16 protein-coding genes are annotated in these 14475 nt (G+C 71.9%); 12 read left to right on the plus strand and 4 right to left on the minus strand.

Annotation, left to right across the window (positions count from 1 at the left end; translation table 11 throughout):
• Positions 1-155: 155 nt before the first annotated feature.
• On the plus strand, positions 156-1355 hold the full coding sequence (locus AA23TX_RS05210; protein WP_155541443.1) for a PucR-like N-terminal domain-containing protein: 1200 nt from the start codon (positions 156-158) through the stop codon (positions 1353-1355).
• Positions 1356-1366: 11 nt separating this feature from the next.
• Here AA23TX_RS05210 and AA23TX_RS05215 read toward each other — a convergent pair whose 3' ends face one another.
• Positions 1367-1864 carry a GtrA family protein gene (locus AA23TX_RS05215; RefSeq protein ID WP_155541444.1) on the minus strand — a complete coding sequence of 166 codons (498 nt, stop codon included), beginning with the start codon at positions 1862-1864 and terminating at the stop codon, positions 1367-1369.
• A gap of 39 nt (positions 1865-1903) precedes the next feature.
• On the opposite strand from AA23TX_RS05215, the gene AA23TX_RS05220 reads away from it, so the two are divergent.
• Positions 1904-2503 (plus strand): hypothetical protein, encoded by a 600-nt coding sequence (locus tag AA23TX_RS05220; RefSeq protein ID WP_155541445.1) that lies wholly within the window; start codon positions 1904-1906, stop codon positions 2501-2503.
• Here AA23TX_RS05220 and AA23TX_RS05225 read toward each other — a convergent pair whose 3' ends face one another.
• A complete protein-coding gene (locus AA23TX_RS05225; protein ID WP_155541446.1) occupies positions 2504-3691 on the minus strand; it encodes a lipase family protein in 1188 nt (395 codons plus the stop codon). It lies immediately after the preceding gene.
• A complete protein-coding gene (locus tag AA23TX_RS05230) occupies positions 3688-4251 on the minus strand; it encodes a hypothetical protein (RefSeq protein ID WP_230862347.1) in 564 nt (187 codons plus the stop codon). The genes AA23TX_RS05225 and AA23TX_RS05230 overlap by 4 nt, the downstream gene beginning before the upstream one ends.
• Positions 4252-4569: 318 nt before the next feature.
• On the opposite strand from AA23TX_RS05230, the gene AA23TX_RS05235 reads away from it, so the two are divergent.
• From AA23TX_RS05235 to AA23TX_RS05255, 5 genes are all read left to right on the plus strand, one after another.
• A complete protein-coding gene (locus AA23TX_RS05235; RefSeq protein WP_155541447.1) occupies positions 4570-5796 on the plus strand; it encodes a DUF6801 domain-containing protein in 1227 nt (408 codons plus the stop codon).
• A gap of 66 nt (positions 5797-5862) precedes the next feature.
• The gene (locus AA23TX_RS05240; protein WP_155541448.1) at positions 5863-6918 is read left to right on the plus strand and encodes a DUF6801 domain-containing protein; all 1056 of its coding nucleotides are present in this window, start codon (positions 5863-5865) and stop codon (positions 6916-6918) included.
• A 34-nt stretch (positions 6919-6952) separates the two neighbouring features.
• The gene (locus AA23TX_RS05245) at positions 6953-8290 is read left to right on the plus strand and encodes a DUF2252 domain-containing protein (RefSeq protein ID WP_230862348.1); all 1338 of its coding nucleotides are present in this window, start codon (positions 6953-6955) and stop codon (positions 8288-8290) included.
• 66 nt (positions 8291-8356) lie between these two features.
• On the plus strand, positions 8357-8695 hold the full coding sequence (locus AA23TX_RS05250; protein ID WP_155541449.1) for a YciI family protein: 339 nt from the start codon (positions 8357-8359) through the stop codon (positions 8693-8695).
• Positions 8692-9915, plus strand: a complete 1224-nt coding sequence (locus tag AA23TX_RS05255; protein WP_230862601.1) for an RNA polymerase sigma factor — start codon at positions 8692-8694, stop codon at positions 9913-9915. The genes AA23TX_RS05250 and AA23TX_RS05255 overlap by 4 nt, the downstream gene beginning before the upstream one ends.
• Here the strand turns inward: AA23TX_RS05255 and AA23TX_RS05260 are convergent.
• Positions 9902-10261, minus strand: coding sequence for a hypothetical protein (locus AA23TX_RS05260; protein ID WP_155541451.1), 360 nt, complete (start codon positions 10259-10261; stop codon positions 9902-9904). The genes AA23TX_RS05255 and AA23TX_RS05260 overlap by 14 nt on opposite strands.
• A gap of 196 nt (positions 10262-10457) precedes the next feature.
• Here AA23TX_RS05260 and AA23TX_RS05265 point away from each other — a divergent pair, with 196 nt between their 5' ends.
• Genes AA23TX_RS05265 through AA23TX_RS05285 form a run of 5 tightly spaced genes read left to right on the plus strand, consistent with a single transcriptional unit; the run spans position 10458 to position 14453 of the window.
• The gene (locus tag AA23TX_RS05265) at positions 10458-11660 is read left to right on the plus strand and encodes a PP2C family protein-serine/threonine phosphatase (RefSeq protein WP_155541452.1); all 1203 of its coding nucleotides are present in this window, start codon (positions 10458-10460) and stop codon (positions 11658-11660) included.
• Complete coding sequence (locus AA23TX_RS05270) at positions 11650-13170, plus strand: sensor histidine kinase (protein WP_155541453.1); 1521 nt, start codon at positions 11650-11652, stop codon at positions 13168-13170. The genes AA23TX_RS05265 and AA23TX_RS05270 overlap by 11 nt, the downstream gene beginning before the upstream one ends.
• Entirely contained in the window at positions 13167-13607 is a 441-nt protein-coding gene (locus tag AA23TX_RS05275; RefSeq protein WP_155541454.1) for a response regulator, read from the plus strand. The genes AA23TX_RS05270 and AA23TX_RS05275 overlap by 4 nt, the downstream gene beginning before the upstream one ends.
• 46 nt (positions 13608-13653) lie before the next feature.
• Positions 13654-14013, plus strand: a complete 360-nt coding sequence (locus tag AA23TX_RS05280) for an STAS domain-containing protein (protein ID WP_155541455.1) — start codon at positions 13654-13656, stop codon at positions 14011-14013.
• Positions 14014-14033: 20 nt separating this feature from the next.
• The gene (locus AA23TX_RS05285) at positions 14034-14453 is read left to right on the plus strand and encodes an ATP-binding protein (protein ID WP_155541456.1); all 420 of its coding nucleotides are present in this window, start codon (positions 14034-14036) and stop codon (positions 14451-14453) included.
• The last annotated feature ends 22 nt before the right edge of the window (positions 14454-14475 follow it).

Here is a 14475-nt window from a genome sequence, read left to right on the forward strand (position 1 = left end):
CCGACCGTTGTGTCACTGAAAAATCAACGAGATGATCCCGGAAAGGGTGACGCGGTGACGTCCTTTTGACACGGACGGGTGGGCGGATCTACGCTCCGTGTCAGATGGTGGGGTTATTTCTGCGGTGTCAATTTCCGGTGGAGGACCGAATTCCCATGCGCGGTTCCCCTGCCTCGGACGGCTCCGTGTGGGCCAGGCTGCCCCACGAGCTCGGCGACGCGGTGCGCCCGCGGATCCCGGAGATCGCGCGGGCCTGCGTCGACGGCATCGCCGCCGAGATTCCGGAATATTCCGCTGCTTTCGGCCGCGGTCCCACCCGGACGGCGGCGATCGAGCAGGCGCGGCGCGGGATCGAGCGGGACATCGACCGCGTCGGCACGCCCGCGATGTACCAGGCCGACCGGCTGGCCGAGTTCCGCGGGCACGGGCGTGAAGCGTTCCACAGTGGTCTGAGCCGCGAGGCGGTGCAGGCGGCGGTGCGCGTGTCGAGCCGGGTGACGTGGCGGTGGATCGCCGACGTCGCCCGGGATGCCGGCCTGTCCGGCGACGTCCTGTACGGCGCGGCCGAGGGGATGTTCGCCGACGTCGAGACGTCGATGGCGGCGGTCGCCGAGGGATACAGCGCGGCGGAGGCGGCGATGTCCGGCACCGGCGAGCGGCACCGCCGGCTGCTGCGCGCGCTGATCGGCGGCCGCACACCGGCCGAAGTGGACGGTCTGGTCGCGGCATCCGGGCTGCCGGCGCCTTCGCGCGTGGCGGCGGTGGCGTTCCGGGCGCTGCCGGGAGCACCGGAGTTCCCGCCGGGCCTGCTGCCCGAGCACGTCCCGGCCGACCCGTCGGGCAACCCACCGGCGGCGCTGACGCCGGCCCCGGACACGGACCTGGCGGGCCTGGCGTCGCTACCGGCCGGCTGGATGGCGGCGGTCGGCCCCCTGGTGAACCCGGCAGCGGCACCGGAGTCGTTCAGAGTCGCCCGGCGCGCGCTCGACCTGGCGTCGCGCGGACTGCTGGACGCGCCGGGCCCGGTGGTGTGGTGCCGCGACCACCTGACGACGTTGTTGCTGCTGGCGGACGAGTTCCTGGTGGCCCAGCTGGCATCGACGACGCTGGAGCCGCTGTCGGAGCTGTCCGGGCGGCGGCGGGAGCAGCTGGCGGAGACGTTGCTGGCGCTGGTCCAGACCCGAGGCAGTGCTCCCGAGCTGGGGCGGATGCTGGAGTTGCACCCGCAGACGATCCGGGCCCGGTTGAAGAAGCTGGGCGAGCTGTTCGGGGCGCGGCTGGAGGACCCGGGCGAGCGGCTGCGGCTGGAGTTGGCGCTGCTGGCGGAACGGGCGTTGCCGAGCGGTCGTGAGTGAGAAACAGTGTTCTAACCCTGTTTCTCACTCACGACCAGCCGCGGCAGACCACCACCCGGCCGGGCGACCTCGAGCGGGGGTGCTGACCTCGGGAAAACCCACCGCCGGTAGCCGTACCAGCGGAACGTCGTCCCGGCCAGCGTGCCGAGGACCATCCCCGCCACGAAGTCCGCGACCTCCTGCGCCAGGTAGCTCACGTGCGGCACCGCCAGCCCCAGCGCGTAGCGCGACACCAGCGGCGGTACCAGGTTCACGGCCACCGCACCCGCGTTGACCACGAAGAACAGCACCGCCTCCCGGGCCCGCCGGTGGCCGCCGCGGCCCGCGAACGACCAGCGGCGGGACAGCAGGTACGCGAATGCCGTCGAGGCCACCGTCGCGAAGAAAAGCGCCGTTACCGGTTTCTCACGGAACACGGTGAGCTTCAGGCTGTAGTCGCCCAGTAGGGTGACCCCGTACGCGGCCAGGCCGACGACGGCGAAGCGGAGCAGCTCTCGCGGCTCGGGCATGGTTCCTCCAGGTGATGCCGACAGGGTGGAGGTCTTTCGATGGCACGCACGGGCGGTGAGGGTGAGCTCCCCTCGGTCGCCGAGCTGGTGAACCTCTCGCAGACGAAACCGCTGATGATCCGCGGTGACCTCGACGCGATGCTCGCCAGGGAAGCCGGGATCGAGCCCGAGCCCGACCCCAAGCCCGACCCGCTGGCCATCCTCGACGCCGAGCTGGCGGCCCCTGAGCCCGAGGACGAACGTCCCCGGGAAGCGCCGCCCGCCGAGTCCCGCCGGACCAAGCCGTACGTCCTCGCCGCCGGCGCGGCCGTCGCGCTGGGGCTCGCCGCCGTCGTGCTCCTCCAGCCGCAGCAGGTCGGCGGGACGGCGACGCCGCCGCCCGGCGCCACCGCTCCGGCCGCGCCGCCGGCCTCGACCGACGCCGTGGAGACGATGAGCGCCTCGGCGGAGCCGCCGCCGCTCACCGCGAAGGTGCGCGACTCGCCCGTCCGGACGACGAACCCGCCGGCCGCCGCGGGGCGCAAGCCCGCGCCCCCCACGACGTCGGCGCCGCCGGCCGAGGACCAGTGGCAGCAGTACGTGAGCTCGGTGGTCAGCTCGTGGCAGCAGCAGCACCCGCACGGCAGGCCGAACCGCTGATCAGCAGTTCGACGTCGCCGGCTTCCCGGCGATCCGGTCCTTGACGAACGCCAGCACGTCGGCGTTGCCGGTGTAGACCAGCGTGATGTGGTCGGTGTCGTAGGTCTTCCACGTCTCCGCCACCCCGGCCGCGCAGTACGCCTTGTGCAGCGCGTCGGCCTGCGCGAACTGCACCAGCTGGTCGCCGGTCCCGTGGTACTGGAACACCGGGACCCGAGGCGGGCTGCCGCCGAGCTTGTTCTCGGTCAGCCGCGCCACCCACGCGGGCTTGATGTAGCCCGGGCCGGTCGTGTAGTCCGCGATCTTCTGGTTCGCGTACGTCGTGAGCAGCTCGAACGTGCACGCGCTCTGCTTCATCTCGGCCAGCTTCGCGCGGCCGTTGTCGCTGAGGAACGAGTCCAGCCGCAGCTCCGGGTACGCCTGGTCGAGGCCGAGCAGGGCGTAGGCGAACACGCCGAAGCCGAACTTGCCGTCGAGCTGCAGCGTCACCTGGACGAGGTCGGCGGGCACCCCGCCGGCCGCGATGCCCACCAGGTTCAGCTCCGGCGCGTACGCCGGCTGCAGCTCCCCGGCCCACGCCGCGGCGCCGCCCCCTTGGGAGTACCCGCGGAAGACGACCTTCGACGTCGTGGACAGCCCGGCCGCGGGGAGCCGCTGGGCCGCGCGGACCCCGTCGATCACCGCCGGGCCTTCGGACTTCCCCACGACGTACGTCGTCTTCGGCGCGCTCTGGTAGCCCTCGTAGTCGGGGACGGCGACGGCGTACCCCGCGTCGAGCAGGTCGTCGAGGCCGGGCTGCTCGTAGAACGCGCCGATGTCGATCATCTTCGACGGCGCGCACTCGAAGGCCGGGCCGTGCGTGCCGGGGTCGAACGACACGATCGGCGCGGTCGCGCGGTCGGCGTTCTTCGGCACCAGCACGGTCCCGGTGACGGCGTCGGGCTGTCCGAGTGCGTTGGTGGACAGGTACATGACCTGCCACGCGTCGACGGATGCCTTGCGCGGCCCGGCGTTCGACGTCCGCCAGCGGATGACGTCGCCCGGCTTGCCCGCCGGGAGCGGCGAAGGCGGAGTGTAGAAGGAGTCGTCGAACGGGCCGGTGCCCACCGGCGCCGCCGAAGCCGCCGGCGCGACCGCCGCGACGAGCACCAGCGCCACCAGGGCGGCGAGCGCGCGGCGGGCCGTCACGAGCCCGTCCCGTAAACGCGCTTGCAGGTCGCGGACTCGCTGAAGGCCAGGTTCAGCTCGGGGTTCGCCTTGAGGTCCTTGATCGGGCCCTCCGGATCGGCGAGCTGACCCATCGTCGAGTCGGCCTCCGAGATGACCCGGCGCAGGCTCGGCTGGTCGGTCACCTTCGCCTGCTCCATCTTGGACTTCGTCTCGGCCAGCTTCGTCTGGGTCTGGGTGAGGTTGCCGGTCGCCTTGTCCACTGCGGACTGTCCATCCGGGACGGGCGGGACGCCGGCGGTGCGCAGGCCGCCCGCCATGTCGTCGAGGGCCGAGCCCAGGCGGCCCAGGAAGTCGACCATCGCGTCCCGGGTCTTCACCGGGTCGGCCTCGTCGACCGCCGGCGGCTGCGCCAGCTTCGCCGAGCCCGTCGCCACCCCCGTGCAGACCTTGTCGACCCAGGCCAGCGCCGCGGGGTCGGCGTGCCGGCCGGGGTCGGCCGGAGCGTCCGACCCGCAGGCGGCGCACGACAGAAGTGCGGCCGCCGCCATTGCGAGCACCGCGCTGTGCATTCTTTTCATGGGTTTCGAAGCTACGCGGCGCGGTTGTGCGTGAGCAAGGAGAGAATAGCCGGTTGGCATCCGGGTCAACGTTTCACGGTGAGGAATTGTCACGTGCGTCAGCGGTTCGGCAGCCACCCTGTGCTGGGGAAACCTTTCCGCGCCTGCTAGGAACCGGGCCCGGCCGACGTGCCGGTGTGACAATTTGCGGTGGCCGTGTGACCTTTTTACCGAAAGCTCTTGAACGGCGCCAGCGGTGCTCGTTAACTTACGTTCCGGTCGCGATTTCCAGGGAACGCGCGCCGTTTCGTATCACTGTTGATACACGGAAGGACCATTGTGAGTCACCCAAGAGGCAAGAAGAAGACGGTCGCGGCCGCCGCGGCCACGGCGGCGGTGGGGCTGGTCGCCACCGCACTGGTGCTCGGGGCGCAGACCAGTGCCGCCGACCCGATCTCGCTGACGCTGAACTACCACTGCACGCTGCCGCTGGTGGGTTCGCAGTCGCTGAAGGTGGTGATCAACACCGACCTGCCGACCACGGTGAACACCGGCCAGCCGACCGGCGCGTTCGACATCAAGGCCGTGTCCACCATCAACGCGGACACCGTCGCCGGGCTCAGCCTGATCGGCGCCACGACGATCGAGGGCACCGCGACGGCGGCCGCGACCGTCGCCGCGCCGAGCCTCAACCTGCCGGTCAACGTCCCGATCACGCTGGACAAGACGAACATCCCGGCCTCGGGTGAGCTGAACATCAACGCGGCGGGCAAGACGCCGTCGCTGACGTTCACCCAGCCCGGCCAGGCGAAGATCACCGTCGGAGACCTGAACCTCAAGGTCACCCCGCGCAAGGCCGACGGCTCGGTCACCGGCATCACGCCGGACGGCACGATCGACGCGCCCTGCACGCAGGACGCCGGCCAGAACAACACCCTGGCCACGATCACCATCGCCGGCGGGGGCGGGACGACCCCGCCGACCACCACCCCGCCGACGACGACACCCCCGACCACCACGCCGCCGACGACCACCCCGCCCACCACGACCCCGCCGGGCGGGGGCATCAAGTACTCCTTCGGCATCACCGGGTCGACTTCGCTGAAGTCGCTCGGCAGCACCGCGCCGATCACCGGCTCGTTCGACGCCGACGTCAACCTGTCGGCCAAGACGTTCACCGGCGACCTGAAGCTGAACCCGACGCACACCGACTTCAAGCTGTTCGGGTTCATCCAGGGCAGCTCGGACGTCAAGGTCGTGCAGAACGGCCCGCAGACCGGTGAGCTGGTCGGCACCGGCTTCAAGGCGCACATCAAGTTCGACACGTTCCTCACCACGGTCAACCTGTTCGGCATCCCGATCAGCACGGACCCGAAGTGCGGCACGACCACGTCGTCGACCAGCGAGATGACCACCGGCGCCGACTTCGACCTGCTCAAGGGCGGGAAGCTGTCGGGCACCTATTCGCTGTCCGCGCTGCAGAACTGCGGCTCGTTCAACGACATCATCAGCGCGTTCGCCAAGAGCGACGGCAACAAGCTGGACCTCGTGCTCGCCAAGAAGTGACCCGAACTGCCGGCCCCCGCCGCGCCGCGGCGGGGGCCGGTGCCATGCCCGGAGAAAGGAGAGCCCGTGCGGAAAGCGCGGTCGTTGCTCGCGGCGGGCCTCGCCTGCCTGGTGCTGCCGTTCGCCGCCCCGGCCGCGGACGCGTCGACGCCGGTCACCAAGAAGCTCGGCTACACCTGCCCGTTCCCGTTGATCGGCCTCCAGAAGCTGGACGTGGAGATCAAAGCGTCCTTCGAGGTGCCTTCGGCGCCCGGTGGCACGTTCACGACGTCCGACCTCGCGGTCGCGGTGACCGTGCCGGACAAGTCCACCCGCGGCCTGGCCCTGGTCGGCGCGGCGAGCATCGAAGGGACGGCGTCCGCAGGGGTGACGCTGGCCAACGGTGCGCTGACGCTGCCACTCGGCCTGCCGCTGACCGTGGCGAAGACGGCGGTCCCGTCCTCGGGGGCGTTCACCACGCGGGCGACCGGCTCGGTTCCGCCGGTGCGGTTGCCGAACGCCGGGAAGACGACACTGACCATCGGGGACTTCAGCACCCGGTTGACGCCGAAGAAGGCGGACGGCTCGTTCACCGGGCTCGGCTCGTTCACCTCGGACTGCACGCTCGACGCCGGTCAGAATCCGGTGCTGCTGAGCTTCGACCTCGGTGGCACGCAGCAGTACAGCTACGACGTCACCGGTTCGACGACGCTGAAGGCACTCGGGGCGACCGCGCCGGTCACCGGGTCGTTCACGGGTTTCAGCCCGGCGTTCGACCGGACGCGGGCGGACTTCAAGGTCTTCGGCTTCGTGCCCGGGACGGCCGACCTGCTTTTCCGCCCGGACGGCCCGCAGACCGGCGAGCTCACCGGCGGCGGGTTCGTCGCGCACGCGAATCTCGCGCTCGCGCTCCCGCAGGTGACGCTCTTCGGGCTGCCGGTCGCCGACGCGGGCTGCCGGGCGAGCGCGCCGATCCCGGTCGACCTGAAGACGGGCAGCGGGTTCGTGCTCGCGTCGGGCGGCCCGGTGAGCGGGGAGTACGTGATCCCGCCGCTGACCGGTTGCGGCGCGTTCACGGCGTACCTGAGTTCGCTCTTCCAAAGTGACAGCAACACGTTCGCCGTCACGTTGACCGCGCGCTGACCGGGGTTCACGTCGGTCCGGTAGCTGTGAGCGAATGCGCCGAACCACTGTGGGGATCCTCGCCGTCGTCACGCTGCTCGCCACCGCCGCGCCCGGGGAGGCCGCCGGCCTCACCCGGGACCCGGTGGCGGTGGTGTACGACCGCGACCACGCCCTCCACGTCCTGAACGCCGGCGCGACCGACGACGAGCTGACGCTGCGGACGCAGACGCTCGCGTCGAGCGCGTGGGCGTTCTTCCGCGGCACGTCGCCGCTCTACTACCGCGACCTCGGCGAACTCCCGAAGTCCGGGTACGCCACCGCGGCCGGCGACGTCTGGCTGACCGGCGACGCCCACCTGGAGAACACCGGCGCCGACCGCGGGGCCGACAACGAAGAGCAGTTCGCGATCAACGACACCGACGACGCCTGGCGCGGTTCGTGGACGTGGGAGCTGCGCCGCGAAGCCGTCTCGATCGTGCTCGCCGGTCGGGCGAACGGGCGCAGCGCGAGCCAGATCGCCACCGACGTCGACACGTTCGTCGCCGAATACGCCCAGTGGATCGCCAAGTTCCACGGGACCGGCGACGAGGCGAGCTGGCGCTTGACTTCGAGCACCACCTCCGACCTCGTCGGCGACCTGATCGACCGGTCGGCCGGGGACAAGCGCGCCGACCTCGTCGCGAAGTGGACCACCGGCGGCCACTTCAAGGCCGACCCCGAGCTGCAGACCGTGTCGTCGGCGACGCGCACCCAGCTCGTCGACGCCGTCGCGGCCTACCGGACGACCGCGGGCCGGCCGCTGAAGACGTCGGAAGCGGTCGTGAAGGACGTGCGGCGGCGGACCGGTGCGGGCACCGGCAGCCTCGGCCGGTTCCGCTGGTACGTCCTCGTCGAGGGCGACACGACGTCGTCGTCCGACGACCGGATCCTCGAGCTCAAGCAGGAGGTCGACCCGGCGCCGAAGCAGCTCGCGCCGAACGCCACGACGCTCACCGGCGGCCAGCGTCCGGCCCTGGCGCTGCGGTGGCTCGCGAACCAGTCCGACCCGCTGGCCGGCTGGGCGAGCGTCGGGAGCACCCCGGTGCTGGTCAAGGAGAAGTCGCCGTTCGCCGAGGACCTGGAGATCGGCGACCTGACGTCGTCGGCGGTCTGGGACGACACCGTCCGCGACGTCGGCCGCCTGCTCGCGGCCGCGCACTCCCGCGCCGACCAGGACATCCCCGGGACCGGGCTCGCGTACTCGGCGGACGCGGCGATCGACGGCGCCATCACGTCCGTGTCCGGGCTGCAGAGCGAGACCCGCGCGTTCGCGACGAGCTACGCCGACCAGGTCACCGCCGACTGGCACGCGTACGTCGCCGCGAAAAATTCCGGACGCCCGTTGTTCTGAGCTGTCGAATTGGTCCCCTCCCGCGTGACGGAGTAGGAAAGGAACCGACGACCAGGAGGAACGGCCATGGCGCAGTACGCGGTGCTGATCTACGAGCGAGTGCCCCCGGAGGACCTGCCGAAGGAGATCATGGACGGGCACATGGGGCTGCCGGACCGGATCGCGGCGCTGGGCGGGAAGGTGACCGCCGGCCTGGCCCTGCAGCCCAACGAGACGGCGACCGCGATCCGCGGCGACCTGGTGACCGACGGCTTGTTCGTGGAGACCAAGGAGGTGCTGGCCGGGGTGTACGTGCTCGAGGCCCGCGACCTCGACCACGCGCTGGCGTGCGCGAAGCTGACGCCGGTCGTCGAGGGCGGCGTCGAGGTCCGGCCGCTCGTCGACTTCCAGGTGGTGCCGGGCTGAGCTCCGTCCAGGACGCCGTCGCCGAGGCGCACCGTCGCGAGTGGGCCTACGTGCTCGCCGCGACGGTGCGGGTCACCCGCGACCTCGACGAGGCCGAAGAGGCCGTCCAGGACGCCTACCTCCAGGCCCTGAAGCGCTGGGCCGACGACGGCGTCCCGGACCGGCCCGGCGCGTGGCTGACCACGGTCGCGCGCCGGACCGCGCTCAACGGCGTCCGCCACCGGGAAGTGCTGCGGCGCAAGCTGCCGCTGCTGGTCGAGCCGGACACCGCCGAGCCGCCGGAGCCCGCCGGGCCGATCCCGGACGACCGGCTCCGGCTCGTCTTCACCTGCTGCCACCCGGCGCTCGCGCAGGAGGCCCAGGTCGCGCTGACGCTGCGACTCGTGTGCGGCGTCGCGACGGCCGACATCGCGCACGCCTTCCTGGTGCCCGAGCCGACGATGGCGGCCCGGATCACCCGCGCCAAGAAGAAGATCGCCGCCGCGCGGATCCCGTACGCGGTGCCGGCGGCCGAGGACCTGCCGGAACGCGTGTCCGTCGTGCTGACCGTGCTGCACCTGCTCTACGCGGCCGGGCACACCGCGCCGTCGGGTGATGACCTCGTGCGCGACGAGCTGACCGGGCGCGCTCTGGACCTGGCGCGGATGCTGCGGGCTCTGCTGCCCGCCGACACCGAGGTAGCCGGGCTGCTCGCGCTCCTGCTGGTGCACCAGGCCCGCCGGGCCACCCGGACCGACGATGGCGGCCGCTTGCTGCGGCTGGAAGAGCAGGACCGGTCCCGCTGGGACACCGCGATGGTCGCCGAGGCCGACCGGCTGGTCGTCGAGGCGCTCGAGGGCGGCCCGCCCGGGCGGTTCGGCGTGCAGGCCGCGATCGCCGCCCTGCACGCCCAGGCGCCCAGCTACGCCGAAACCGACTGGCCGCAGATCCTGACCCTCTACGACGTGCTGCTGCGCCTGTGGCCCTCGCCCGTGGTGGCGCTCAACCGCGCGGTCGCCGTCGCGATGGTCGACGGCCCGGCGGCGGCGCTGGCCGAGATCGCCCGGCTGGAGGACGACGGACGGCTCGCCGGCTACCGCTACCTGCCCGCCACCAAAGCGGACCTGCTGCACCGCCTCGGCCGCGACGCCGAAGCGGCCGACGCCTACCGCGCCGCGCTGGCGTTGAGCGAAAACGCCGTCGAGCAGGAGTTCCTCGCCGCGCGGCTCAGCGGGGCCTGAACAGGAGGACGAACCCGGCGGCCGAAAGGAGCAGCGCGGCCAGGAAGAACGCGCCGTGCAGGACGGCGCCCACGGCGATGTCCGCGAACAGTTGCAGCACCAGGTCCGCGACGCCGAGCGCGCCGACGACGGCCAGCGCCACCCGAGTTCCCTTGACGCCGCGGTACACGCCGTAGGTGAGCGCCGCCCACAGCCCGGCGCAGACCGCGTAGGCGAGGATCGCCACCGGAAGCGGGACGGCGGCTTCGACGGCCGTCCGGCGCCCGCCGAGCAGCGAGCCGAGGAACCAGCACGCAGTCGCGCCCCACCAGGCGAAAGCGGCGCGCGGCGCCCGCGTCGGGGACATGGCCGCAGCGTAGAACCGGATCGTCCGGTTCCGGCACGGTCACGACCCGAACCGTTACCCGCCCGGTGACACGGCGGGGTGCTATAAAGCGCTACCCCAGTGGGACCGGTTCCACGGCCGTAGGCGGCCGCCGCCGGTGCCGCTAGGGTGATCGTCTGGATGTGCTGGCTCACGAGCAGCCGAACGGGAGAAGCCGGTGACCGCCGCGCACGACTCATCGTGGGACTCCGGCACCCGCTTGCGCGTGCTGCTGGTGGAGGACGACGACGGCGACGCGTTGCTGGTCGAGGAGATGCTGGCGGACACGTCCGTGCCGTTCTCGCTCGAACGCGTCGAAACGCTGACCGCCGCGCTGGCCGGCCCGCTCACCGCCGACTGCGTCCTCCTCGACCTGCAGCTGCCCGACGCCATGGGCCTCAGCGGGCTGACGAAGCTCGGCCAGCACGCGCCCGGCGTCGCGATCGTCGTCCTGACCGGCGGGCACGACCAGGCCACCGGCGTCGCCGCGGTCGCCGCGGGCGCGCAGGACTACCTCGTCAAGGACCAGGTCGACGGGCCGTTGCTGGTGAAGGCGCTGCGGTTCGCCCGGGAACGCAAGCGCGCCGAGCAGGTCGAGCAGCAGTTCCTGCAGCAGCAGCTGCTCGCCCGCGAGAACGCGCGGCTCGAACGCGGCCTGCTGCCCGTCCCGCTGCTGCGCGACAAGCACCTCGAACTGGCTTCCCGCTACCGCCCGGGCCGCAACGGATCCCTGCTGGGTGGCGACTTCTACGACGCGATCGAGCTCGCCGACGGCACCGTGCACATGATGATCGGCGACGTCTGCGGCCACGGCCCGGACGAGGCCGCGCTCGGCGTCGCGCTGCGGATCGCGTGGCGCTCGCTGGTGATGGCCGGCCTGCCGATGGCCGACGTGCTGAGCATGGTCGAGCGGGTCCTGGTGCACGAGCGGATCGAGCCGCTGTTCGCCACCGTCTGCATGGTCGTCGTCGCGCCGGACCGGAGGTCCCTGCGCCTGTCGCTGGCCGGGCACCTGCCGCCGCTGCTGCTCACCCCCGCCGACGGGCACCTGCTCTCCGGCGAACGGCTCGGCGTCCCGCTCGGCGTCGTCGAAGGCACGAAGTGGGAGGCCCTCGAGGTGCCGCTGGAACCCGGCTGGTCATTGCTGCTCTACACCGACGGCGTGTTCGAAGGCCGCGTCGGCGCCGGGTCGGAACGGCTCGGCCACGAGCGGATGGCCGCCATCGTCCTCGACATCCAGCACCAGGCCGGGCTGGACGGCACCGACCTGCTCGACGAGCTGATCGCGCGCGCCGAACGGCTCAACTCCGGCCCGCTCGACGACGACGTCGCCCTCGCCCTGCTCAGCCACGACGCGGGGAGCGCGCCCGATGAGCGCTGAGGCACGCGGGTGGACGATCCGCCGCTGGCTGAGCCTGTTCGCCGTCGTCGAAGCCGTCCTGCTGCTCGCCGCGGTGGCCGGCGGCGTGATCGCGCTGAACAACCTCACCGAGGCCCGCACCAGCCTCCTCGACGTCATCGGGCCCCAGCGGCTGGCCGCGACGCAGCTGTCGACCGCGCTGCTGAACCAGGAGACCGGCATCCGCGGCTACCAGCTCGGCCGGCAGCCCGACTTCCTCACCCCCTACACCGACGGCCGCCAGGCGGAAGGCGACGCGGTCAGCCAGCTGCGCCAGCTCGGCGCACTCCCCGGCACCCAGGCCGGCGACGACCTGGAAGCCGTCCTGCGCGCGGCGGTGGCCTGGCAGGCCGTGGCCGCCCCCGGCGCCGAACCCGGCGCGAGCCCGCTCACGCAGGCGCAGATCGAGCGCGGCCGGACCCTGTTCAACGCCGTGCGGCAGGCGCTCGGCACGCAGTTCGACCACCTCACCACCGTCCGGGACGCCGGCCGGGCGGACCTCGAGCGCGCGGGGAACTTCCTGACCGCCATGCTCGTCGCCATCGCGGTGCTGGTCGTCCTGCTGTTCGTGGTGCTGTTCCTCGGCCTGCGGCAGGTCATCACCCGGCCGATCCTGCGGCTGGCGGGCGAGGTCCGCCAGGCCGCCGACCAGGACGTCCACCGGCCGGTGAGCGGGAGCGGGCCGCGCGAGATCGCCCAGCTCGGCGCCGACGTCGAGGCCATGCGGCAGCGCATCCTCGACGAGGTGGCCGAGCTCGAGCGGGCGCACGCGATGCTGGACCGCCGGACCCGCGAGCTGGAGCGGTCGAACGCCGACCTGGAGCAGTTCGCCTACGTCGCTTCGCACGACCTGCAGGAGCCGCTGCGAAAGGTGGCGAGCTTCTGCCAGCTGCTGCAGAAGCGCTACCAGGGCCTGCTCGACGAGCGGGGCGAGCAGTACATCGAGTACGCCGTCGACGGCGCGAAACGCATGCAGGTCCTGATCAACGACCTCCTGGCGTTCTCGCGGGTCGGCCGGAACCCGGGTGAGCACGTCGTGGTCGACGCGGGCCGGCTGGTCGACGACGCGCTCGCGAACCTCGAAGTCGCGCTCTCGCTGAGCGCCGGCAAGGTCGACCACGGCGAGCTGCCCGAGGTGCGCGTCGAGCCGGCGCTGATGACGGCGGTGTTCCAGAACCTGATCGGCAACGCCCTGAAGTTCAAGGACGAGACGCCGCCGGAGGTGCGGGTCACCGCGCACCGCGACGGCGACGACTGGGTGTTCTCGGTGTCGGACAACGGGATCGGCATCGACGCGGAGTACGCCGAACGGGTCTTCGCGCTGTTCCAGCGGCTGCACACCCGCACCGCGTACCCGGGCACCGGCATCGGCCTGGCCCTGTGCCGGCGGATCGTCGAGTACCACGGCGGCCGGATCTGGCTCGACACCGAGGCCGAGAGCACCACGTTCCGCTTCACCATTCCGGCGGCCGAGGACAGGGGGGACGCATGACGCAGGCGCATGACCCGATCGACATCCTGCTCGTCGAAGACGACCCCGGCGACGTGCTGATGACGCGGGAAGCCTTCGAGTACCACAAGATCCGCAACGCGTTGCACGTCGCGAGCGACGGCGTCGAGGCCCTCGAGTTCCTGAACCGGAAGGGCCGCTTCGGGAAGGCGCCGCGGCCGGGGCTGATCCTGCTCGACCTCAACCTGCCCCGCAAGGACGGCCGGGAGCTGCTCGGCGAGATCAAGCAGGACCCGGACCTGCGCACCATCCCGGTGGTCGTGCTGACGACGTCCGAAGCGGACGAGGACATCGTGCGCAGCTATGACCTGCACGCCAACGCCTACGTCACCAAGCCGGTCGACTTCGAGAAGTTCGTCGAGGTGGTCCGGAAGATCGACGACTTCTGGGTCACGGTGGTCCAGCTGCCGCACCGGTGAGGGCATCGATGGCGTGGCGGCGGAGATTGGGGCACCATAAAGCGCCGTGACCTCTTCATCCCGGGATCTTCCCGCCGTCGAGCTGGCGGTCACGCTCGACTGGCGGGACTCGGCCGCGGTGCTGTCCGTGGCGGGGGAGATCGACCTGGTGAGCGCGCCGGAGTTCGAGGAAGTCGTCGGTGTCGTGCTGGCCGGTGAACCGCGGACGCTGGTGGTCGACCTGCGCGCGGTGACGTTCTTCTGCTCGGCGGGCCTGCAGGTGCTCGCGGCGGCGCACCGCAAGCTGCCCGAGCGCGGGCTGCGGGTGGTGAGCGACTCGCAGGTGACGTCGGGGCCGCTGAAGACCACGGGCCTCGACACGTGGATCGGCATCCACGCGACGGTCGACGAAGCGCTCAGCCAGTGACGGGCCCGGAAAGGCGACCGATGGACGAACCCCCGGGACCGTTCCGCTGCCACGGCGTGCAGGCGGAGCCCCAGGCCCTGCGGCGGCTCCGGCACGACCTGATGGCGTGGGTCCTCTCCGCGGGCGTCGACGAGAGCCGGGCGCAGGACATCGTGCTGGCGAGCTACGAGGCGCTGGCGAACGTCGCCGACCACGCGTACGACGCGACGGGTTCCGGGGTGGTCGACCTCGACGCGGCGGTGTACCCGGACCGGATCGAAGTGGTCATCGGCGACCACGGGCAGTGGCGGACCCCGGTGGTGGACCCGCGCCCGGTTTCCGCGCGCGGGCGCGGGTTGATGCTGGTGCGGGCGAGCGCGGACCGGGCGGACATCGCGTCCGGGGACACGGGGACCGTGGTCACCCTGGCTTGGGACCTGGCGCTGAGCCGTCGTGAGTGAGAAACAGGGTTAGAACCCTGTT

The organism is Amycolatopsis camponoti (assembly GCF_902497555.1).
Lineage (GTDB): Bacteria > Actinomycetota > Actinomycetes > Mycobacteriales > Pseudonocardiaceae > Amycolatopsis > Amycolatopsis camponoti.

Excerpts from the sequence above, each read along its gene's own strand:
- AA23TX_RS05210 (WP_155541443.1), top strand. The coding sequence starts at position 156 with ATGCGCGGTTCCCCTGCCTCGGACGGCTCCGTGTGGGCCAGGCTGCCC.
- AA23TX_RS05215 (WP_155541444.1), bottom strand. The coding sequence starts at position 1,864 with ATGCCCGAGCCGCGAGAGCTGCTCCGCTTCGCCGTCGTCGGCCTGGCC.
- AA23TX_RS05220 (WP_155541445.1), top strand. The coding sequence starts at position 1,904 with ATGGCACGCACGGGCGGTGAGGGTGAGCTCCCCTCGGTCGCCGAGCTG.
- AA23TX_RS05230 (WP_230862347.1), bottom strand. The coding sequence starts at position 4,251 with ATGAAAAGAATGCACAGCGCGGTGCTCGCAATGGCGGCGGCCGCACTT.
- AA23TX_RS05245 (WP_230862348.1), top strand. The coding sequence starts at position 6,953 with ATGCGCCGAACCACTGTGGGGATCCTCGCCGTCGTCACGCTGCTCGCC.
- AA23TX_RS05250 (WP_155541449.1), top strand. The coding sequence starts at position 8,357 with ATGGCGCAGTACGCGGTGCTGATCTACGAGCGAGTGCCCCCGGAGGAC.
- AA23TX_RS05260 (WP_155541451.1), bottom strand. The coding sequence starts at position 10,261 with ATGTCCCCGACGCGGGCGCCGCGCGCCGCTTTCGCCTGGTGGGGCGCG.
- AA23TX_RS05270 (WP_155541453.1), top strand. The coding sequence starts at position 11,650 with ATGAGCGCTGAGGCACGCGGGTGGACGATCCGCCGCTGGCTGAGCCTG.
- AA23TX_RS05275 (WP_155541454.1), top strand. The coding sequence starts at position 13,167 with ATGACGCAGGCGCATGACCCGATCGACATCCTGCTCGTCGAAGACGAC.
- AA23TX_RS05285 (WP_155541456.1), top strand. The coding sequence starts at position 14,034 with ATGGACGAACCCCCGGGACCGTTCCGCTGCCACGGCGTGCAGGCGGAG.